Source organism: Rhodococcus sp. IEGM 1366 (genome assembly GCF_033142425.1).
In the GTDB taxonomy this organism is placed as follows: Bacteria; Actinomycetota; Actinomycetes; order Mycobacteriales; family Mycobacteriaceae; genus Rhodococcus_F; species Rhodococcus_F globerula.
Window position 1 is genome coordinate 132,382 of record NZ_JAWLRZ010000009.1, and the last position, 20,770, is coordinate 153,151.

18 protein-coding genes are annotated in these 20,770 nt (G+C 62.2%); 5 read left to right on the forward strand and 13 right to left on the reverse strand.

Annotation, left to right across the window (positions count from 1 at the left end):
• Nucleotides 1-3: 3 nt before the first annotated feature.
• From R4P64_RS26755 to R4P64_RS26780, 6 genes are read right to left on the reverse strand one after another with little or no spacing between them, the layout of a single operon-like run.
• A complete protein-coding gene (locus R4P64_RS26755; protein WP_317823336.1) occupies nucleotides 4-1,248 on the reverse strand; it encodes an LLM class flavin-dependent oxidoreductase in 1,245 nt (414 codons plus the stop codon).
• The gene (locus tag R4P64_RS26760) at nucleotides 1,245-2,495 is read right to left on the reverse strand and encodes an acyl-CoA dehydrogenase family protein (protein ID WP_317823337.1); all 1,251 of its coding nucleotides are present in this window, start codon (nucleotides 2,493-2,495) and stop codon (nucleotides 1,245-1,247) included. The genes R4P64_RS26755 and R4P64_RS26760 overlap by 4 nt, the downstream gene beginning before the upstream one ends.
• Complete coding sequence (locus R4P64_RS26765) at nucleotides 2,492-4,108, reverse strand: ABC transporter ATP-binding protein (RefSeq protein ID WP_317823338.1); 1,617 nt, start codon at nucleotides 4,106-4,108, stop codon at nucleotides 2,492-2,494. Before R4P64_RS26765 ends, R4P64_RS26760 begins: the two co-directional genes overlap by 4 nt.
• Entirely contained in the window at nucleotides 4,105-5,019 is a 915-nt protein-coding gene (locus tag R4P64_RS26770) for an ABC transporter permease (RefSeq protein WP_317823340.1), read from the reverse strand. The genes R4P64_RS26765 and R4P64_RS26770 overlap by 4 nt, the downstream gene beginning before the upstream one ends.
• On the reverse strand, nucleotides 5,016-6,080 hold the full coding sequence (locus R4P64_RS26775) for an ABC transporter permease (RefSeq protein ID WP_233363660.1): 1,065 nt from the start codon (nucleotides 6,078-6,080) through the stop codon (nucleotides 5,016-5,018). The genes R4P64_RS26770 and R4P64_RS26775 overlap by 4 nt, the downstream gene beginning before the upstream one ends.
• Before the next feature lie 14 nt (nucleotides 6,081-6,094).
• Complete coding sequence (locus R4P64_RS26780) at nucleotides 6,095-7,729, reverse strand: ABC transporter substrate-binding protein (protein ID WP_317823341.1); 1,635 nt, start codon at nucleotides 7,727-7,729, stop codon at nucleotides 6,095-6,097.
• Nucleotides 7,730-8,027: 298 nt separating this feature from the next.
• Here R4P64_RS26780 and R4P64_RS26785 point away from each other — a divergent pair, with 298 nt between their 5' ends.
• From R4P64_RS26785 to R4P64_RS26795, 3 genes are read left to right on the forward strand one after another with little or no spacing between them, the layout of a single operon-like run.
• Nucleotides 8,028-9,149, forward strand: coding sequence for an acyl-CoA dehydrogenase family protein (locus R4P64_RS26785; protein WP_141485941.1), 1,122 nt, complete (start codon nucleotides 8,028-8,030; stop codon nucleotides 9,147-9,149).
• A complete protein-coding gene (locus tag R4P64_RS26790; protein WP_317540499.1) occupies nucleotides 9,146-10,228 on the forward strand; it encodes an LLM class flavin-dependent oxidoreductase in 1,083 nt (360 codons plus the stop codon). Before R4P64_RS26785 ends, R4P64_RS26790 begins: the two co-directional genes overlap by 4 nt.
• On the forward strand, nucleotides 10,225-11,451 hold the full coding sequence (locus R4P64_RS26795; RefSeq protein WP_317823342.1) for an MFS transporter: 1,227 nt from the start codon (nucleotides 10,225-10,227) through the stop codon (nucleotides 11,449-11,451). Before R4P64_RS26790 ends, R4P64_RS26795 begins: the two co-directional genes overlap by 4 nt.
• A 31-nt stretch (nucleotides 11,452-11,482) precedes the next feature.
• On the opposite strand, the gene R4P64_RS26800 is transcribed toward R4P64_RS26795, so the two are convergent.
• From R4P64_RS26800 to hemE, 7 genes are all read right to left on the reverse strand, one after another.
• Nucleotides 11,483-12,160, reverse strand: coding sequence for a hypothetical protein (locus R4P64_RS26800; protein WP_095886092.1), 678 nt, complete (start codon nucleotides 12,158-12,160; stop codon nucleotides 11,483-11,485).
• A complete protein-coding gene (locus tag R4P64_RS26805) occupies nucleotides 12,160-12,471 on the reverse strand; it encodes a WXG100 family type VII secretion target (RefSeq protein WP_033234752.1) in 312 nt (103 codons plus the stop codon). The genes R4P64_RS26800 and R4P64_RS26805 overlap by 1 nt, the downstream gene beginning before the upstream one ends.
• A complete protein-coding gene (locus R4P64_RS26810; RefSeq protein ID WP_245005992.1) occupies nucleotides 12,464-12,865 on the reverse strand; it encodes a YbaB/EbfC family nucleoid-associated protein in 402 nt (133 codons plus the stop codon). Before R4P64_RS26810 ends, R4P64_RS26805 begins: the two co-directional genes overlap by 8 nt.
• A 149-nt stretch (nucleotides 12,866-13,014) precedes the next feature.
• Nucleotides 13,015-15,291 carry a molybdopterin-dependent oxidoreductase gene (locus R4P64_RS26815; RefSeq protein WP_317823409.1) on the reverse strand — a complete coding sequence of 759 codons (2,277 nt, stop codon included), beginning with the start codon at nucleotides 15,289-15,291 and terminating at the stop codon, nucleotides 13,015-13,017.
• A gap of 48 nt (nucleotides 15,292-15,339) precedes the next feature.
• Entirely contained in the window at nucleotides 15,340-16,035 is a 696-nt protein-coding gene (gene hemQ, locus R4P64_RS26820; protein ID WP_033234754.1) for a hydrogen peroxide-dependent heme synthase, read from the reverse strand.
• Between the two features lie 4 nt (nucleotides 16,036-16,039).
• The gene (locus R4P64_RS26825) at nucleotides 16,040-17,401 is read right to left on the reverse strand and encodes a protoporphyrinogen oxidase (RefSeq protein ID WP_317823344.1); all 1,362 of its coding nucleotides are present in this window, start codon (nucleotides 17,399-17,401) and stop codon (nucleotides 16,040-16,042) included.
• The gene (gene hemE / locus R4P64_RS26830) at nucleotides 17,398-18,495 is read right to left on the reverse strand and encodes a uroporphyrinogen decarboxylase (protein WP_045067454.1); all 1,098 of its coding nucleotides are present in this window, start codon (nucleotides 18,493-18,495) and stop codon (nucleotides 17,398-17,400) included. The genes R4P64_RS26825 and hemE overlap by 4 nt, the downstream gene beginning before the upstream one ends.
• Before the next feature lie 181 nt (nucleotides 18,496-18,676).
• On the opposite strand from hemE, the gene R4P64_RS26835 reads away from it, so the two are divergent.
• Together R4P64_RS26835 and R4P64_RS26840 are read left to right on the forward strand one after the other, a co-directional pair.
• Entirely contained in the window at nucleotides 18,677-19,267 is a 591-nt protein-coding gene (locus tag R4P64_RS26835; protein ID WP_045067451.1) for a DUF3000 domain-containing protein, read from the forward strand.
• 62 nt (nucleotides 19,268-19,329) lie between these two features.
• Nucleotides 19,330-20,769 (forward strand): WS/DGAT/MGAT family O-acyltransferase, encoded by a 1,440-nt coding sequence (locus tag R4P64_RS26840; RefSeq protein WP_141485947.1) that lies wholly within the window; start codon nucleotides 19,330-19,332, stop codon nucleotides 20,767-20,769.
• The last annotated feature ends 1 nt before the right edge of the window (nucleotide 20,770 follow it).

A 20,770-nucleotide genomic window follows, 5' to 3' on the forward strand; every position in this document is an offset into this window, starting at 1 on the left:
TCCTCATTCCGCGCTCACGAGCGGGTACTCGTCTGTGGTGGTGTATGGGACGCCAGGCACACCGAGCCCGAGGTGATCACGCAGAGTGGTCCCCTCGTAATCGGTGCGGAACAGGCCTCGCCGGCGCAACTCCGGCACGAGATGGTCGGCAAAATCGTCGAACCCCGAAGGCAATACATCCGGCATCACGTTGAATCCGTCGGCCGCGCCATCGCGGAACCACCGCTCGATGTCGTCGGCGATCTGTTCCGGAGTGCCGACGACTATGCGGTGACCGCCACCTCCGGACAGCTTCTTCAACAGTTGACGCAGGGTCGGATTCTCGCGCTCGATGATGCCGAGGACAACCCGGTAGAACGTCTGAGATCCGCCGGCGTGATCTGGATTTCTCAATAGCTCAGGAGGAATCGGCGCATTGTCGTCGAGTCCGTCCAGGGAGAATCCGAGTTGTCCGGCAAGCCGATCGCGGGCGTACGCATCGGGCAGCAACTCGTCGAGGAGTTCGCGCCGCGCTCTAGCCTCCGCCTCCGTGCTGCCCAACACTGTCGACAGCCCGGGAAGAACGACCACCTCGTCCGGCGAACGACCGAACTTCCTTGCACCTTCGCGGATCTCGGTGCGAAATGCTCGCGCCTTGTCCAGGTCCTGTTCCGCGGAGAAGATCACTTCACCGATCTGCGAGGCCAACCGCTTTCCGTCACTGGAGCCTCCTGCCTGCACTATGACAGGCCGTCCTTGCGGTGATACGAGTTCAGTTCGCGCTCCCCACTTGGTGACCACCTGGTCGACCACACTCGCGGCTCGGCGATAGCGGAGACCGTGCTCCGGCTCGCCGGTATGGCCGAAGTTGCGCGCTGCGACCGGCCCCGCCGTTGTCACTACGTTCCAACCGAATCGCCCGCCGCTGACGTAATCGAGGTCTCCGAGTCGCCTGGCGATTTCCTCCGGATCGTTGTACGAACTCGACAGCGTCCCGATCAGTCCGACCTTCTCGGTCTGTGCGGCCACCCGCGCCAATACTGTTGTGGGCTCCAGGTTGTTGCCGGATCGGTGCCTGATACTCGGGTCCAGTAGTGGACCGTCGGCGAGGAAAACCGCGTCGAGCTTGGCCGCCTCGGCCTTTTTGGCGATTGCTGTGTAGTGCTCGATCGTGTAGCTCGCCAGCGCGTCGGTATCGGGGAACCGCCAGGAGCCTCCGAAGACACCGGCATTGAGGATGTTGACGTTCAGATGCAGTTGCCCGCTCACAGCTGAACCCTTTCGCTCTGGTCGGCAGCGTTGACTGCCGACAGCCGATCGGCGTAATAGCCTGATACCGGCGCATTTCCGTTGACGTAGTAGTCGCCGATCACCCGCGGCTTGTAGATGACCGGATTGTGTGACGCGAGCGTGCGCGCATTGCGCCAATGTCGATCCAGGTGCGCTCGCCTACGAGCTGTCGACGAACCACCCGCATTGAACGCATCACTGGCGGCGGCCAGAACGGCGTCGATGACTGCTACCTGCGCAGTAGAGGCCTGGATATAGGCGTCGGAATACACCGCCTCGTCACCGGTGGCATGTGCCTCGTCCAACCGACGCGCGGCGTGACCGAGCAGAGTTTCCGCCGTCAGCGTGCGGGAGTAGAGGGTTCCGACAACACTGAGCACGTCCGGATCGGCGACTGCATCCTGCGTCAGGGCATGCCGACTGGTGCGGGTTCGGTTACGGACGATATCGATGGTCTCAGCCAGGACACTGCGCGCAATCCCGACCAGGTTCGCCAGATGCACGATCTGAACGAACGAGTCCAGCCCTCGCAAAGATTCGGTATAGCGGCCGATCTCGCCGTTGGACTCCACTGGGACATCAGTGAAAATTGTTGTACCACTACCGGTCTGGCGTTGTCCGACACCGTCCCAGTCGTCGACATGCTCAACGCCCTGGTGCCGGGCGGGGAGCACCACGAACTCCCGGTGCCCGTCGCCGTCCACGACCGCCGCCCGAATGTAATCCGCGAAGCGGGAGCCTGTCGAATAGAACTTGGTACCGGAGACAACCCGCTCGCCCGCGTCACTGCGCCTGACCCGTGTGGTGATCGTGCCCCATCCGCCGCCCGAATCAAGGCCGGCAACACGGTCGGCCGGCTCCGACTGCGCATTGCCGAACACCGCACCACCGGCGACCGTAGTCAACCAATACCCCCTCACCTCGGAATCGGTTTCCAGCCGCAGGATCTCGGTGGTGGTGAAGTGCCCACGCCAGATCTGCGGCACGTTGGCGTCGGCTTGCCCGGCCTCCGCGAGCAGGGCGAACAAGGTCGGCAAATCGACGTCGAATCCGCCGTACTCGCGGGGGACTCGCAGCTTGCCGAATCCGGCGCCGGCAAGCTCCTGTACCAGTTCATACGGGTGTTCGCCGGACAGATCACGTTCTCCGGCACCTTTTGCCAGTTCACCGAAGATGGACCTGAACCGGATCAGAGCGGCATCGAGGGTGTCGGGTCGAGTAGTCATGGGGTTCCTCGGGTAGTGGTGAGTTCGCGTCCGGCGATCGCCTCGAGCAACCGGACGGTGTAGTCGTCCGTGGGATTCGAAAAGACCTGTTCCACGGATCCTTGTTCGACAATGCGTCCGCGCTGCATCACCGCAACTCGATCTGAGATTGCGGAAACAACAGATAAGTCGTGCGAGATGAAAACGTAAGTGAGCCCGCGCTCTTGTTGAAGGCGCTGTAGGAGTTCGAGAATCTGTGCGGCCACCGACACGTCCAGCGCCGAGATCGGCTCGTCGAGCACGACAACTTTCGGTTCGACCACCAGCGCACGGGCGATTGCCACACGTTGGCGTTGGCCACCGGACAGTTCACGTGGATGACGGCGCGCAAAGTCAGCTGGTAGTGCCGCGGCTTCCAACGCAGCCGCCACGCGGTCGACGTTTCCCCGGCGTCGTCCCCAGCGCGCCTTCTGGAAGGACCGCAGCGGTTCTTCGACTACGTCGAAGACCGTAAACCGGGGATCGAACGACGAGTACGGGTTTTGATACACGATTTGCAGGTCACGGCGCAGTGGCCGAAACTCCGAGCGGCTCAGTGCAGTGATGTCCGAACCAAGCACGGACGCGCGCCCTGACGTCGCAGTGGTCAATCCCGCGAGAATTCGGGCAGTGGTCGACTTTCCGCTACCGGATTCGCCGACGATCGAAAATGTCTCACCCTGCCGAACGTGGAACGAAATACCTTCCACGGCAGGGACTTCGCCGTAATCCTTGTGCAGGTCCGCGACCTCGATAACCGTCTTCCGTGCCGCGAGCACAGAGCCTCGATTCTCGCGCACCGACAACCGCGATGGCACGCTGTTCAACAAATGCCGGGTATAGGCATGCCGTGGATTCGCGAGAACCTCCGCTGTCGGTCCGACTTCCACCAGATGCCCGTTGCGCATGACTCCGATGAGATCGGAGCGGTCTGCGGCAACACCAAGATCATGGGTAACCAGAACCATGCTCGTCGACGATCGAGCCCGCAGGCTGTCGATGAGATCGAGGACTTGTTTCTGCACGGTCGCATCGAGTCCCGACGTGGGTTCGTCGGCGATGATCAGATCAGGTTCCGCGGCCACTGCGGCTGCAACCAGCACTCGTTGCCGCATTCCCCCCGACAACTCGTGCGGATACTGCCCGTATCGGCGTTCGACATCGTCGAAACCGACGAGCGCGAACAGTTCGTGAACACGCTCACGCCGCGCATCCGCGTCGAGGTCGGTGTGAAGACGCACTACGTCTTCGACTTGATGCCCCACCCGGCGGACCGGATCGAGGGACACCGTCGGGTCCTGCGGAATCAGACTCACCGACCGGCCACGGATCTCGCGCCACCCCTTGGGGTTCAACGCGGTCAACTCTTGACCGCGGAAGACGATCGAACCCGAGATCACTTCACCGTTCGTGGGGAGTAAGCCGAGGATCGCGTGGCCGGTGGTGGTCTTACCCGACCCCGACTCCCCCACCAGCGCCAGAACCTGGCCGGGGCCGACGTCGAAGCTGACATCGTGCACCACTGGGGCAAGCGTGCGATTCGTCCGGTAGCCAACGGTGAGGCCCTTGACGGACAAGACTGGATCCAGGCTCATCGCGAACTCCTTGTCGTGAGGTGACGAGCGATGTTGTTGGTCGCCAGAACCACCGCGATGATGGTGAGTGCGGGATAGAGTGTGAGCCATCCTCGCGTGGCAATGAACTGCCGCCCATCCGAAACAAGCAGTCCCCATTCAGGATTCGGCGGCTGAGCACCGAGTCCGAGGAAACTCAGTGAGGCAATCCAGATGATGGCGATGCCGAGCTGAACGGCAATCAGCGATACGGTCGGAGCCAGCGAATTCGGAACCACGTGGCGCCGCAGAACCGTGAAGGTTGTTGCCCCGCTGGTGATCGCCGCCTCGACATAGTTACTTGCCCGCACCGTGAGTACCTCGGACCGGATCAATCGCGCGAACGTCGCCGCCGAGGTCAGACCCACTGCAATCGCGGCGGGAATCAGGCCCGCCTGCCCCACTTTTGCCGTGTACACCACCACGATCGTGATAGCGAGCAAGAACCCGGGGACGGACAGCACAACGTCGATGAGTCGCATCACCACGGTGTCGACGAACCCACCGAACCAACCGGCAACTGCGCCGAGCACCGAACCGACGATCACCGCGACGGCGACCGCCATGCTGGCGCCCAGTAGCGACGCCCGTGCGCCGTAGACGACACGTGCGTACATGTCGCGACCGAGAAGGTCGGTACCAAACCAGTGTTCGCCGGACGGAGGTAACAACTTACGGCCGTTGTCGACGGCAATCGGATCAAAGCTGGTGAACGCCCCTGGCAGGAGCGCCCACAGCACCGCAAGTACAAAAATGGCGGTCGACAGCACCAAACCCCAGCTCCGGGCAGCCCATCGCACCGTTTCTCGAACGCTCGATGCAGCCGCTTCTGGCTCTGCACCGCTCGTCGGCGGCGCGTTCTGCGCCGTTGTGTCCTCGATGATGACGGTCATGGCATCGACACCTCCGCCGGCAGCCGGCGCTGAACCGAAACGGGTACAGAAGCGACGCCAGTTGCTTTGACGCCGAATCCGGGAAGTACCAGCTTCGTTCGGGCTCTACGAGCGGTGACGCGTGAGTTTCGACCGTCGACAAGAACCCGCGGGTCGATGTACGGGTACGCCAGGTCGACAGCGAGGTTGACCGCCACGTATGCCAAAGCCGCAACCAACACCACTCCCTGGAGAACCGGGAGATCCTGGGTACCGACCGCGTTCACGGTCAGCTGGCCGAGTCCTGGTCGAGCATAGACTGCCTCGGTCACCACAGATCCGGCGATCAGTTCGCCGCAGGCAAGTCCGAGAAGCGTCAGTACCGGCAATGCAGAGTTTCGCAGTACGCCCCGGCGGAAGGCATACCCCTCCCCAGCGCCCTTCGCATGCAGTACGTGAACAAATGGCAAGTCGCGAGTTGTGGTTATCGAGGTGCTGAACACTTGTGCCAGCGGTGCAGCGATGAGAATAGCCAATGTCGCGGCCGGAGCCAACAATGCCAGGAACGAACCGTCGTCGGACGACGGAATCACATGCAACTTGAACGACAAGAATTGCAGTACAAGGATTCCCACCACAAAAGTGGGTACCGAACCGAACAACGCCGGTACCGAACCAACCACACTTCGCACCGACGCCCACGGAGCATAGTTCGCGACCACGGCGATGACAGCTGCCAGGACGAGGCCGAAAACCAATGCCAGACCGGTAAGTTGGAGCGTGCTCGGTAGGACATCACCGATGAGGCCGGTCACCGGTGTGCCATTGGTGAGCGAATACCCCAAGTCTCCCCGCAGGATTCCACCCAGACCACTGACATACTGCTCCAGCAACGGCCGATCAAGTCCGTAGTACTCGACCAGCGCCCGCGCGGACTCCGGGGACAGTTGGGCCTCCGGGTTCTGGATGCGGTTGTTCACCGCGTCCCCAGGTAATGCGCTGAGGAGAAAGAAGGACAGGGTGTAGGCGGCCCACATCACCAAGATCGACTGCCCGATTCGCTTCAGGGTGTAATTGCGCATTCCTCCGTTGCCTCTCACTGCGAAACCCATGTGTCGTAGAACCACGACCGGCCGGTGGATTCAGTGGCAAAACCGTGGACGCTGGAAGCGAGGCCGAAGACCTGGGTCTCGTCGTAGAGCGGTATCGAGTAGCCCTCGCCGAAGATGTGATCTTCGATCGCCTGGATCGCGGTCTTGCGCTCATTCGGATCGAATGCAGACGACTGCGCCGCCAAGAGTTGATCGAACTTTTCGTCCTTCTGGAAGTTCTTGGTCCCGTTCTGGCGGTCACTGCCATACGACGTGCGCAGGACACTGGGTTCCGCGGTGGAGGTCTGACCTTGCGTGAAGTACCAGTCCGGCGCGGAAGCCAACTGGGACTCGTATTCCGTCAACGACGGGCGCGTCAGCGTGACGTCGACGCCGGCCTTTCGCCACTGCGACTGAACAACTTCCAGAACCGACTGCGAGACCTGATAGTAGGGTGCCACCCGCAAGTGGAAGGCCAATCGATTGCCGTCCTTCTCCCGGACCCCGTCTGCTCCCGGCTTCCAACCCGCTTCGTCGAGCAGGGACTTGGCCTTGTCGAGGTCGTAGGTGAGATAGCTGCTCGAATCACCACGAAGCGGCGTTCCCTGAACCAGTGCACTCGACGGAACCGGGTAGTTCGGGGACAGCACAGTCTGGTTGATCTCCGTGCGATCGGTGGCCGCCTGCAACGCGAGACGGACCCGCTTGTCCTGAGTTGGCGCTTCCGGATCCTTCAACTGAAGGGTCAGGTCGTTGGTCTCACCCTGCACCGAAATCGGTAGCAGGACTCCGCCGCCCGCTGCCACAGTTTCCTCGTCGTACGGCGCGATGTTGCGTGCGATCTGTGCCTCACCCGACTGCAATGCGCCGACCCGCGTTCCGGCTTCCGGAACTGTCTTGAAGACGATCTTCTCCAAGTAGGCTCGGCCGGAATGACCCGAACCTTCGGGCGCCCAGTTGTAATCGTCACGTCGCGCGAGAGTGACGCCGCTGGTTCCGTTCACCGACTCGACCACAAAGGGGCCTGTTCCCACCCAGTTACGAATATCACTCTGACCGTTGAGATCTCGATCCAGCAGCGACTGCCCGAGGATCGAGCTGGCACGGTAGTTCGACAGGATCTGAATGAAGCCGACATTGGGCTTCGCCAGCTTGACGACAACCGTCCGATCGTCGACCACATCGGTGCCGGCGTAATCGGTCCAGAACGGATCCACGGTGATGCCCTTCTGCGGGTCGCCGATGCCGTGCTGATCGAAGTTCGCCTTGACCACTCCGGCATTCAGCGCAGTGCCGTCGCTGAATGTAACGCCGGACTTCAGCGTGAATGTGTACGACAGATGGTCATCGCTGACCTGGTACGACTCTGCCAACCATGGCCTGTATTCACCCGTTTCAGAGTCCTGCCAGATCAGCCGCTCAGCAAGATTGTTGGAAACCTGGCTGTTGGACCACAGCGAGTTCGTAGGTTTCCACGCCGCGTAATCGACAGGGTCGTAGAAGGTCAGCGTCCCGCCGTCCACCGGTGTTCCGGCGGTGCCGTCCGACGCCGACGCGCCACCACAGGCGGCAAGTGCTACGGCCAGTACTGTCACGGCCGCCGCAGACTTGACGGCACGTTGAAAACTATTGGTGAACAAAGGAATTTGCCTTTCTTGAAGGGCTCCGAAGGGAGAGACGGACGATCACCGTCGCGACTGAAACGAGAACGCAGCCCGTCGAGGTCCGGTAGACACTGAATGGAAGTCAACCCGATCCCGGAGCAAACGTCACCTCTTGCATTCACGATGATCACAATCTGGTGAAAATTGCTCCACCGCAGTAGATTTCTCTGTAGGGACACATGCGATCGCAACAGCGAGTTTTTTCTCGCGACGATCCAAATCCCCTCTTCGCCGCTGCCGAAATCCAGTACACCTCGAGAGGAATCGTGCCTGTATGACTGTCTCCGAACTCGCCACACACGTGAGAGCTCAGGCAGTTACGGCTGTCAACACGCATCCGTTGGTGGCCAGTGCCAAGCAGTATGCCGACGCCGTACTGCTACCGACCGCGCTCGAAACAGATCGGCACGGAGTAACCCCTGAACGCATTGTCGAGTTCTCCGACCTCCACCTGTTGAACCATCTGGCGCCGGCCGAGTTCGACGGGGCACATGTCGACCGACATAGTGATCGACTCCTCCACGAAGTCCTGGCCGGTGCCTGCCTGAACACGTGGCTCGTATGGGCGCAGCATGCACCAGTGGTCGGGCGACTGGCCGATGCACACGCGGCAGGCACCGAGTTACCCCCGATCGCCCACCAGATTCTGCGCGGACGCCTACTGACCGGAGCGGCGATCAGCGACGTCCGGCGATACCCCGACCACTTCATCGCGGCGACGCGTGAATCTGCCGGCTGGACGTTCTCCGGCACTATCTCGTGGGTCAGCGGTTGGGGCCTGAACACCGTCTTGATGGTGGCTGCTGTCGAAAGCTCGACCCGCACCGTTGTGACCGCACTGGTACCGATCAACGAGCGTGTTCAGTCCTCCGATCTGGAGTTGAGTGCCGTGGCCGGTAGTCGAACGGAACGAGTGACATTGTCCGAAGTGTTCGTACCGGAAGCGCATGTCATCAGCAGGGTTCCTCTATCCAAGTACCGCACAACCGATTTCAGCACAGCGAGCGATGCCAGGCCACATCATTTCGGGCTTGCCGACAGAGTCCTCGGCGAACTCGAGCAGGCTCATCCCACTTCCCGTGAGCTCGCCGACCTGTGGCGCCCCCGGATCGCGCAGCTTCGGACCGACGCATACGCACTCTCCGACGCAGCCAAGAGCACGGGGAACGAAAGGCACCGAATCGATGAGCGTCTTGCGGCAAAAGTTGCCATGGGCGAAGCACTCGTCACCCTCACTCACGCCCTTGTCATAGCCCGAGCGGGACGGGGCATCGTTCGCGACAACACCGCGCAGTTGTACGCACGCACAGCCCTCTTCGTCCTGGTGCAAGGACAAACAGCCGAAGTACGTGACGCGCAGTTGTCCCATCTCGCACAGATCAGGAAGAAGCAATGAGCACCGAATTCCTCTGGTACATCCCCAATCAGGTTGAGCCCGGCCACCGCGGCGACAACACGCAGGCCGGTCACAACAGCCTCGAAACCCTCACTCGCCAGGCACTCGCGCTGGAGCAGAACGGTTGGACCGGTGCCCTGATCGGCGCAGGCTGGGGGCGTCCGGACACCTTCACGGTGGCTACTGCACTGGCCGCGCGGACAACCACATTCGAGCCACTCATCGCGATCCGCCCCGGATACTGGCGGCCGGCTAACTTTGCGGCGTCTGCGGCGGCACTCGATCACCTCACCGGCGGTCGCGTCCGCGTCAACATCGTATCCGGCAAGGACGATCTCGCTGCCTACGGAGATACCGATGGTGATCAAGCGAATCGCTACGCTCGGACCCAGGAGTTCCTCCAACTCGTTCGCAAACTGTGGACCGAAGAGAACGTGACCTACCGCGGCGAGCATTTCCACGTGGAGAACTCGACCATTGGGCCGCGCATCGAGACTCGGCCCGGCCGTCCACACCCGAAGCTCTACTTCGGCGGCGCCTCGGAAGCCGCCGAGAAAGTCGCAGCCGCGGAGGCCGATGTCCAATTGTTCTGGGGCGAAACACTTGACGGTGTCGCCGAACGCATCGACAGACTCGAGGCACTGAGTCGACAGATCGATCGGCAACACGCCCCACTGGAATACGGTTTGCGGATCACCACCTTTGTCCGAGACACAACAGAGCAGGCGTGGAAAGAAGCCGAAGAAAAAGTCGCACAGATGGCAGCCCGCCAGCGCGAACAAGGTGCACCCGAATCGCTGGCGCAGAATCCACACCGTCGAAGCGCAGTTGGCCAACAACGCCTGCTCGATCTGGCCTCGCGCGGTGAGGTACTCGATGACAACCTCTACACCACGCCCGGCAAAGTGGGCGGTGGTGGCGCGGCAACCACGTGGCTGGTCGGTTCCGCCGAAGACGTTGCAAAATCGCTACGTAAATACGAAGATCTCGGGATCAGTCACTTCGTTCTGTCCGACACCCCGTACTTGCCCGAGATCGAACGCCAAGGCAGCCAGTTGCTTCCGCTACTTCGCGGATGACCGCCGAGACCGACACTCCAACTTCTCTCAGCCCTAAGTATCGACGCCATCTGGTGATGGTCTTCGCGCTCACGAACACCATCAGTTTCATCGCGATGAACCAGATCCTGCCGGTGATCCTCATTCCCATCGCCACCGATCTCGATGTCTCACGCACCGCCGTGGCAGGTGCCGCCACAGTATCGACGCTGGTGGGCGGACTGGCCGCTTTGCCCGTCGGTCGCATCCTCGACCGGCGGGGCGGACGCGCGCTCATGGCCACCGGCTCGGTGATCGGAGCAGGCTCGGTACTGATGTGGTCACAGGTAACCAACCTGATGTCGCTGTATGTTGCGTTTGCCTTGATCGGGCTGGCACTGGCAATGTCGACGTACGAGTCGACCTTCGCGGTGATCGTGGTGGCGACCGAAGCGCATCAACGAAATCAGGCGATTCTCACCGTCACGATGATCGCCGGACTGTCGACATATCTGGTGTATCCACTCCTCGGTTGGATGAACAGCGAATTCGGCTGGCGCACAACCTTGATCATCCTGTCGGCGATACTCGTCACTACCGCGGTTCCGGGTCATCTGTGGGCCGTACCGTCGCGCGCCGCTCATCGCAACCGAGTCCGGGCAAGGTCAGGAACGCCGTTCGGTGCAGCACTGCGGCAGCGCCGGTTCTGGTTGCTGCTGATCGCTTTCGTCGCTCAGGCAGGATCGGCGTCGGCCTTCCTCCTACTCGTGATCGCATACTTGCTCGACCAAGGTCACTCTGTTGCGGTCGCAACATCAGTGCCCATCGCTGTCGGTGTCCTGCAGATTCTCTCGCGGCTGATACTCACAGTGGCGGGCACCCGACTGGCCATCACACCGGTCACGTCGTGCGCCTTCGCCATACAGGGGTTCGGCCTACTGTTGCTACCACTCGCGGGCTTGTCGATACCCCTGACGTTGCTGTGCGTCGCTGCTGTGGGTCTCGGCCAAGGCGTCGGCGTCATCGCGCGGCCGTCGATATTGGCCGACAACTTCGGCGTTACCCACTTCGCGAGTGTCCTTGCCGCGATCACCATTCCGACAGCGCTGGCCCGAGCCGGCTCACCACTGCTCGGAGCGTGGCTCGCCGATTGGCGATTTCTCGTGGTCAGCGGCTCACTCGCACTGATTGCCGCCGTCGCGTTGCTTCCACTCATCGGAGTGAAATCCACCGCGGAAAGCGGGCTCGTGGCCGCACGCGAGTGAACGTTGTGTGCACTCAGGCCCGGTTACGGCGTCAGAAATTCCAGTTCAGTGCGCCGCCGGATGTGGACAACTCATCCACCGCGCCCGTGACAAACCCCTCGCGCCCCTCGGTCACGACCTTGCCGACATCCACGGACTCGCGATGGTCCATTGTTATCTGGCCCAGCTGAATGGCCAGGCCGGAGAAGACGGCCGACGCTGCTTCCACCGCAGCGGCTTCGAGCACCCCGGTCAGTAATTGCCGCAACAGCATTCGGACAGTAACCGCGGTAGCGACCTCCGCTGCGCCTGCTCCTACCGCACTCAGCCCGAGAGTGGGAATCGCTGCCGCTGCCATGGCCGCCAACTCGAGCGCCAGCGCGATCAACGCCGCGATGATCGCAAGTTTGGTGTACTCGATCTCCGTCGCCGTAGCGTTGCAGGATTCCGCTAATTCCGTTGCGGCAGCAATCAATCGATCAAAGACATCAGCGACGCCACCGGAATCCTGCCAGAATGCATCGAGTGAATCGTGCGTCTCACCGGTGATTGCTGTCAGTACTCCTCTCAGTGTGACATCACCACCCATGGATGCACTGGTCAGATGGTCTGCAATCTCGGTCCACGCGTCACCCAATCGCCACAAGGAAGTCTCGTCCCCCTCAGGCCAGTCGCTACCCACTGCCACACTGGCAACGGCCTGCAGGTATCCCGGTATCTCGATTCCCATCAGAGACCACCTGCAAAGTTGTCGGCAAGTTCCGCGTCGACGCCCTCGAAGTTGTCCGATGTCCGGTACAGCGCATCCGTGAGATTCCGCATGACGCCGGCCATCATCGAGATACCGGCAATCACCGACTCCGAGCCCGGAAGGTAGGCGGCGGCAAAAGTGTTGCCGACCTCGTCATTTCCCCAGCTCGAACCTTCGGCAGTCATTTCTCGTTCGAGATCCGCTTTCGACCTCTCGATGTCTTCCGCGAGTCCCACGAATCGCGGTGCCAATGCACGCACAATCTGAACATCGATCCACAGTTCAGACATTGCCCGCGCTCCTGAGAACGGTCTGATCCCAATCCTGTTCCATGTGCTCGGCTATCTGAGGCACTGCGGACAGACCGCGCACGCTGGGCGCTCCGGTTATCAGATCCGGAAGATCCAACTGCGTCGCAGTTGTGAACGGCTTCAATATCTCGGCGTTTTGCCGACGCATGTCTGCCGACGCTGCCGTCGACGCCGCCAGCACCGACGCACCAAGCTTTTTCGGCGTTGATTTCGCACACGCGTCCGATGAGAATTTCACGCCGACAACGGCTCCGGAGGCATTGACGACAACCTCCACCAACCCGTCAGCCGACAGAGCACGCGCAGTCGACAACGCGATCTTCTCCTGCGCGAGCGCAAGTAACCGCGTCCGCTCGTGCAGGTCCTCCATCATTGAATCAATCTGCCCGCGAAGGACTTCCGATCTCCCCCGTGCCGAATTCCACTGCGCTGTACTCACGATGGCCCCCACCTCGCTCGACGTGCTCACCCGGATATCAGGTGCTCACCAAGTTCGACGCGGCCTGGCCTCGATCGGTTCCGTCAGCGTGGATTCAGCACCGGCGGATCAAATGCGCGAACAGGGGGAAGTTCCCCCTCGAACTTCTCGATCTGCACCAGGACGTGTTGTCCGGTGCATCCGTGTGACAGCAGCGACGTGCCGACGTCCGGGGTCAGAACATTGGGATTTCCGTGGACACACAGCGAGTCCGGGTCGGCCGGATCGAGTGGGTCGTACCAGGCTCCCGTCGCAAGTTGGACAACGCCCGGGTGAAGGTCTGCATCGACGACAACACCTGCCAGGCACGCGCCGCGATCATTGAACACCCGCACCACGTCCGCGCCGACAATGCCTCGCTCTGCCGCTGCATCGGGATGCATCCGAATCGGTTCTCGCCCGTGAATTTTCGACGCCTGGCTCACGGCACCGTGATCGAGTTGGCTGTGCAGCCGCGTCTTGGGCTGGTTGGCGATGAGGTGCAGCGGAAACGCCTCCGCACGTGGACCTTTCAGCCATTCATCAGGCTCGTACCATCGGGGATGGCCGACGCAGTCGTCGTAGCCGAAAGATTCGATGGTTTCGGAGAATATCTCGATCTTTCCGCTGGGTGTGCCAAGCGGATACTTCTCGGGATTCTCGCGGAAGTCGCCGAACAGAACCTCGTCGCCGCGCGTGCGCATCCGGTAGTGACCATCGGCCCAGAAGTCCTCGAACGACGGGGTGTTGCCACCGTCCGCGTCGACGCTCGGCTGCCACTGACCGTAGAGGTGCTCGATCCATTGCTGCGACGATCGTCCCTCGGTAAACGTGTCACCGAATCCCAGCGCGTCGGCAAGTGCCGCGAAGGTCTCGTAGTCGTCGCGCGCACCTGCAAACGGTTCGGTGACCTGGTGCATCGCGACCAGCAACGCGTCGTTGCGCGTACAACTGAGATCGGAGCGTTCGAATGACGTGGTCGATGGCACCACGATGTCGGCGTGTCTGGCCATCGGCGTCCAGTACGGATCATGAACGACAATCGTGTCCGGACGTGCCAATGCCCGTCGCAGCCTCGGGATGTCCTGATGATGGTGGAACGGATTGCCGCCTGCCCAGTAGACCAGGCGAATGTCGGGATAGGTGAGGCGTCTGCCGTCGTAGTCGAAGTCTTCGCCGGGCGAGAGCAGAAGATCCGATACCGCAGCGACCGGAATGAAGTCCGTGACCGGATTCCGTCCTTGCGGGAAGGTGGGCAGCGGGTACGGGATCGACGTCATTCCCGGCTCGTTCATCGAACCGTAGCCGTGTCCGAATCCCCCTCCGGGAAGCCCTATCTGACCCAGCATCGCGGCGAGGGTCACCCCCATCCACGGGGCTTGCTCACCGTGTTTGATGCGTTGAAGTGACCAGGTGACAGAGACCAGCGTGCGACCGGCGGCCATGCGGCGGGCCAGATCGACCAGAGTCTCGGCGGGGATTCCTGAAATCTCCTGGGCCCAGTGAGGATCCTTCGCGATACCGTCACTGCGTCCGAGCAGGTACTCCTCGAATCGCTCGTAGCCGACGCAGTACCGGTTCAAGAATGCGATGTCATGCAAACCCTCCGAAGCGAGGACATACGCCAGCGCCAACATGATCGCCACGTCGGTCCCGGGAATCGGTGCGATCCAGTCACATTCACCGTCGAGATCGTCACGCAACGGGCTGATCGAGACGATCTTTCCGCCGCGACGACGGAATGCGTCGATCGCGCCGCGAGTCGGATGCTCACTGGTACCACCGGCATTGACGCCAGTGTTCTTGATCGGCACCCCACCGAAGCACACCAACAGATCGGAATGTTGCGCGATGACGTCCCACGACGTGGAGCGTTCGAACAATTGACTGTGGGTCCCGACCACACGGGGCATGATGACGCCCGTCGCTCCGAGCGAGTAGCTGTGTACCGATTTGGTGTAACCGCCGAGTTGATTCAGGAACCGGTGAACCTGGCTCTGTGCGTGGTGGAATCGACCGGCGCTGGCCCATCCGTATGAACCACCGAAGATCGCGTTGTTGCCGTGAGTGTCAACGACCCGGCGCAATTCGCGGGACAGCAGTTCTGTCAGTTCGTCCCACTCGACCGAGACGAACTCGTCAGAGCCCCGCTTTTCCGTGGGGCCTGGACCGTTCTCGAGCCAGCCACGACGCACTGCCGGGCCGGCCACTCTGCTGCGACTGCGCACCGAACCGGCGAAGTTGCCGAGCATCGGCGAAGGATTGGAATCTCCCTCGTACGGATGCACCGCAGTGACTTCGCCGGCTACCGATTCGGCAGTGAACATGCCCCAGTGAGACATGTGCTGATGACGCCGATTCGGCGTGGTGGCCACAGCAGCTACTTTCGATCAGGGAAGGGAAAGAACCAGCTTCTCGATGTCGACGCGCGGTCCGGTGAAGAACGGAACCTCTTCGCGCACGTGCAAACGAGCCTCGGTGGCGCGCAGGTCGCGCATGAGATCGACGATGCGAATGAGTTCCGGTGCCTCGAAGGCAAGAATCCACTCGTAGTCGCCGAGCGCAAACGACGGCACCGTGTTGGCGCGAACGTCCTTGTATCCGCGTGCCGCCATACCGTGATCGGCGAGCATCTTGCGACGGTCCTCGTCGGGAAGCAGGTACCACTCGAGCGACCGAACGAACGGGTAGACGCAGATGTAGTCGCCCGGATCCTCGCCCGCGATGAACGACGGCACGTGGCTCTTGTTGAACTCGGCCGGACGGTGCACGGCGGAGTTGCTCCACACCGGAGCGCTGATCTTGCCCAGTGTCGTGGTGCGGCGGAAGTCCGAGTACGCGGCCTGCAGCTGCTCGATGCTGGCTGCATGGGTCCAGATCATGAAGTCTGCGTCTGCGCGCATGCCGGCGATGTCGTAGATTCCGCGAACCACGACGCCCTTGTCTTCGAGACCTTCGAAGAACAAGCGGGCGTCCTTGACCGCAGCTTCCCGATCGTCGCCCAGCACACCGGGTTCCACCTGGAACACGGAGAACATGAGGTATCGGATTTCAGAGTTCAGTTTGTCGAAATCAAGGCGTGCCATACCTCTATCGTGCCACCCGTTCGAAAATCCGTGTCGCCGCCGTCGTGCCAGTGGCAACACACGCCGGAACGCCGACGCCGTGTAGCCATGAACCGGCCACCTCGATACCGTCCAACGCTGCGACCGACTGTTCGATTTCAGCCACTTTCTGCACGTGACCTGGTGCGTACTGCGGCAGTCCCCCATGCCAGCGCTGGACAAAGGACGCAGCCGGACTCGCAGTGATTCCCGTCACTGTTGCAAGATCAGCGCTGGCCAGAGCGATCAGTTCGTCGTCTGCGCGATCGACAATGTCTGCGGCACCGAAGCGGCCGAACGACGCCCGCACGAGATGCTCACCCCGATCGGCGAGATGCGTCCACTTGCGACTGGACAGCGTGAATGCCTTGGCCGTGAGATCTGCGTCCGTCGCGACGAGGATTCCCGAATTCTCCGGCAACTCGACATTGCCCGGCAGACGCATCGCCACGACAGCCGAGGACGCCAGCTCGATCCGAGCCGCGATCCGGGCGACCTGTGGCGCGACGTCAGCGAGGAGCACTGCGGCGTTCGGAGCGGGAACTGCCAGGACAATCGCGTCGACCGCGCCGACCGGATCGATGAACCAGCGGCTCCCGTCGGCGCGCACGACTCCGGCCTCCGCGTGAACGACATGCGCGGCAGCTGCCTCTCGGAGTGCATCCAGGAGCACTCCGTATCCGTCCTTCAACGCACCGAAGACCGGCCCGGGAGCCGGCGTCGGCAGCGCCGCTGTCACGGCTTCGGACAGGCTCCGCGCTCCGGCGTCCAACGCCGCCGCGAGGGTCGGCAATGCGGCCCGTATTCCGATGTTCTCCGCCAATCCGGAGTACACACCCCCGAGCAGTGGATCAACCGAGCGGGCGACTACCTGATCGCCGTAGCGATCCGAAACAAGTTGGGCCACACTGCTATCCGAACCCGGAGTCCAGTCGATCCGGCGCTCCGGTTCCGCCGCGATCCGCGCCAGGGTTGCGTCGTCGACAAGATCCTCGACCGCGTCGGCGCTCGCCGGAATGCCCATCAACGTGCCTACGGGGAGACGATGCAACGAATCCTGCGACCAGATCAACGGAGTGCGTCCCGCCGGATACACGATCTGGTCGGTGAGACCGAGCTCGGCCAGAAGTGCCGGAACCTCGGGCCGACGCGCAATGAACGCCTCGGCGCCGACATCGATCGGCCCGCCGCCGATATCGACCGTTCGCAACTTTCCGCCCAGCCTGCGGCTGTGGTCGACGATCGTGATCTCGGCGTCCGCTCCGAGGCTACGGCGAAGCCGGTAGGCGGCGACCAGGCCGGAGATTCCGCCCCCGATCACCGCTACCGACGGACGCGTTGTCCTCACAGCGAATGCACCAGCTCCACCGCCGCCGTGATTGCCGCCGGATCGGTATCCGGAAGAACACCGTGTCCGAGGTTGAAGATGTGCCCGATGGCGCCGGCCTCGATAGCGCGGTCACCTTCAGCCGCGATGCGTCTGACCTCACGGTCGACCGCCTCTGGACCCGCGAACAGCACTGCCGGATCGAGATTGCCCTGCAGCGCCTTGCCCGGACCGACTCGCCTCGCGGCAACGTCGAGCGGAATACGCCAGTCGACGCCTACGACGTCAGCCCCGGCTTCACCCATGGCGCCGAGCAGTTCACCGGTACCAACACCGAAGTGGATACGCGGCACTCCTGCGCTCGCAACCTCGGCCAACACGCGCTCGGAGTGTGGAAGTACGAACTCGCGGTACTGCGCGAGCGAGAGGGCTCCGGCCCAGGAATCGAACAGCTGAACGGCGTCGACACCGGCGTGGAGCTGTGCCTGCAGGAAGCAGATCGTGATGTCGGCGATCTTGCCGAGGAGCTGGTGCCACGTCGCCGGATCCGACAGCATGAGCGCCTTGGTCTTCTCGTGGTTGCGGCTCGGCCCACCTTCGACCAGGTACGACGCCAACGTGAAGGGCGCTCCGGCGAACCCGATCAACGGCACCGAACCCAACTCGGCGGTGAGCAGACGCACAGCCTGCGCAATTGCGCCGACCTCGTCGGGCACCAAGCGCGGCAGCGACGCGACATCGTCGATCGAGCGAACAGGATTGGCAACCACCGGACCGACACCGGCAACGATGTCGAGGTCGATGCCGGCTGCTTTCAGCGGCACCACGATGTCCGAGAAGAGAATTGCGGCGTCGACGTCGTGGCGACGCACCGGCTGCATCGTGATCTCACAGACCAACGCCGGATCGAAGCAGGACTCCAACATTCCGATTCCGGCGCGGATCTCGCGATACTCGGGCAGCGAGCGGCCGGCCTGCCGCATGAACCACACCGGACGCCGCACCGGCGTCCGACCGGTGGCCGCCGCCAACAACGGCGCATCCGGAAGCACGCGCCGTGCGCTGTACTCCGCTGACCTGATGGTGCCTGAATTCAAGTTGTCCAACCCGCTCATCAATCCTCGCGCTCTCCGCCAACATGTGTATCCGACCGCTCCCAATGCTGCCATGTTCGGCGCGCAGAAAAGTCCACGTCACATTTCGTGACGGTGCTCACACTTATCTGTGCGGAGCACGTCACAGTTGATCGGCGCGCCTCCACCTCAGGGACCTTTTCCCCGACTAACGTCCTGACCTGTGACAACTTCCGGATCCACCGCTGACCCGGCCGAATTCCGTGCCGCAATCGCCGCAATGGGCTCAGCACAGGTCCGGTCCGAGATCGAAGTCGGTCCGATACGCCCGCCACAACGACTTGCCCCGTACAGCCACGCAATCGGCGCCGAGGTGCTTCACCCCGAATCGGACACCGTGTCCGAGCAATCGGAAGGTGATGCCTTCGGTCGACTCATCTTGCTTTTCGACCCCGACGGGGACGAAGCCTGGAACGGCACCATGCGTCTGGTCGCCTACATCCAGGCCGATCTCGACGAATCACTTGCCGCTGATCCACTATTGCCCGAAGTTGCGTGGAGTTGGCTGGTGGACGCCCTCGAAGCCGGCAGCGCTCCGTTTGTAGCGCTCGGCGGCACGGTCACGGCAACAACGTCGGTTCGCTACGGCGACATCGCGGGGCCTCCGCGGGCGCATCAACTGGAACTGCGGGCCTCCTGGACTGCCACGTCAACGGAATTGGGACATCACGTCGAGGCATTCTGCGAAGTGCTGGCCTACGCCGCGGGCCTACCACCCGCCGGGGTAACAGAATTGTCGCGAAAGAACGACTGATCCCCAACGCCGGTTTGATCATTCCACCAAAATCTAACTAGAACCCGTTCTAAAATCGGTAGATGCAGCGTCTCAGCGGACTTGATGCCACCTTCCTGTACCTGGAAACGTCGACACAGCTACTCCACGTCTGCGGCCTGGTGATACTGGACCCGTCGACCATCCCGGGCGGTTACCGCTACCGATCACTACTCGGCGAGTTGGACTCCCGCATGGCAGCGATGCCGACGTTCCGGCGCAAGCTGAAAGATTCACGCTTGAACCTCGACTACCCCGTCTGGGTGGACGACCACGACTTCGATATCGAACGACACTGCCATCGCACATCGGTACCGGCGCCAGGTGGCCACGACGAGCTGGCAGAACTTGCCGGACATATCGCGAGCCAACCGTTGGACCGTTCCCGTCCGCTGTGGGAAATGTGGGTCATCGAAGGACTTGCCGACGGAACCATCGCCGTCATGTCGAAGATCCATCACAGTGCCGCTGACGGCATTACCGGTGCCAACATCCTGGCTCAACTGTGCAGTCTGGAACCGGAATCCCCCGCACTGGTAGACACCACAACCGAGAGCGCCGGTGACGCCGGCACACTCGACATCGCTGTCGGCGGCCTCCTCGCCGTAATTTCCAGGCCTGCGCGGCTGGCGCGCCTCGTCCCCGGCGGTATCGCGTTGCTGCCCAAATGGGTGACCCGCGCGCGCAAAGGCAGAGCGATGCCTGCGCCGTTCACCGCCCCTCGAACGTCGTTCAACGGCGCCATCACCGGTCATCGCAATATTGCCTTCGCCCAGCTCGACCTGGCCAAAGTGAAAGCCGTGAAGGACCGTCACGGCGTCAAGGTCAACGATGTCGTTCTTGCGCTGTGCGCCGGAGCGCTGCGCAACTACCTCGAGGAGCGCGGCGAGCTTCCCGAGGATTCGTTGGTCGCGATGGTTCCCGTGTCGGTTCACGGGAAATCCGACCGCGCCGGCACAAACCAGATCTCCGGTATGTTCACGCAACTGGGCACCCAGATCGTCGACCCACTCGACCGCTTGCGCGCGATCAGCGAATACAACGCGACCTCGAAAAACCATAACGAGGCGTTGGGCGCAAACATGCTTCAAGACTGGTCACAATTTGCGTCGCCGGCAGTTTTCGGCGCCGCAATGCGCGTCTACTCCTCACTCAAGCTCGCAGAACGGCACCCCGTCGTGTCGAATCTCGTGGTGTCGAACGTTCCCGGCCCGCCGGTTCCGCTGTACTTCCTGGGCGCACGCATTACGGGAATGTTCCCACTGGGACCCATCTTTCACGGCGCCGGACTCAATGTGACGGTGATGTCGCTCGACGGCAAAGTAGATGTGGGCATTGTCAGTTGCACGGACCTGGCACCCCAATTGCACGAACTCGCGCAAGGATTCGCCCTGGCGCTCGACGAACTCCTGGGAGCAGCCGAGAAAGGCGACGAAGAAAGTGACGGGGAAGGTTGCGCAACTACGACGCCTTCTGCGACGTAGA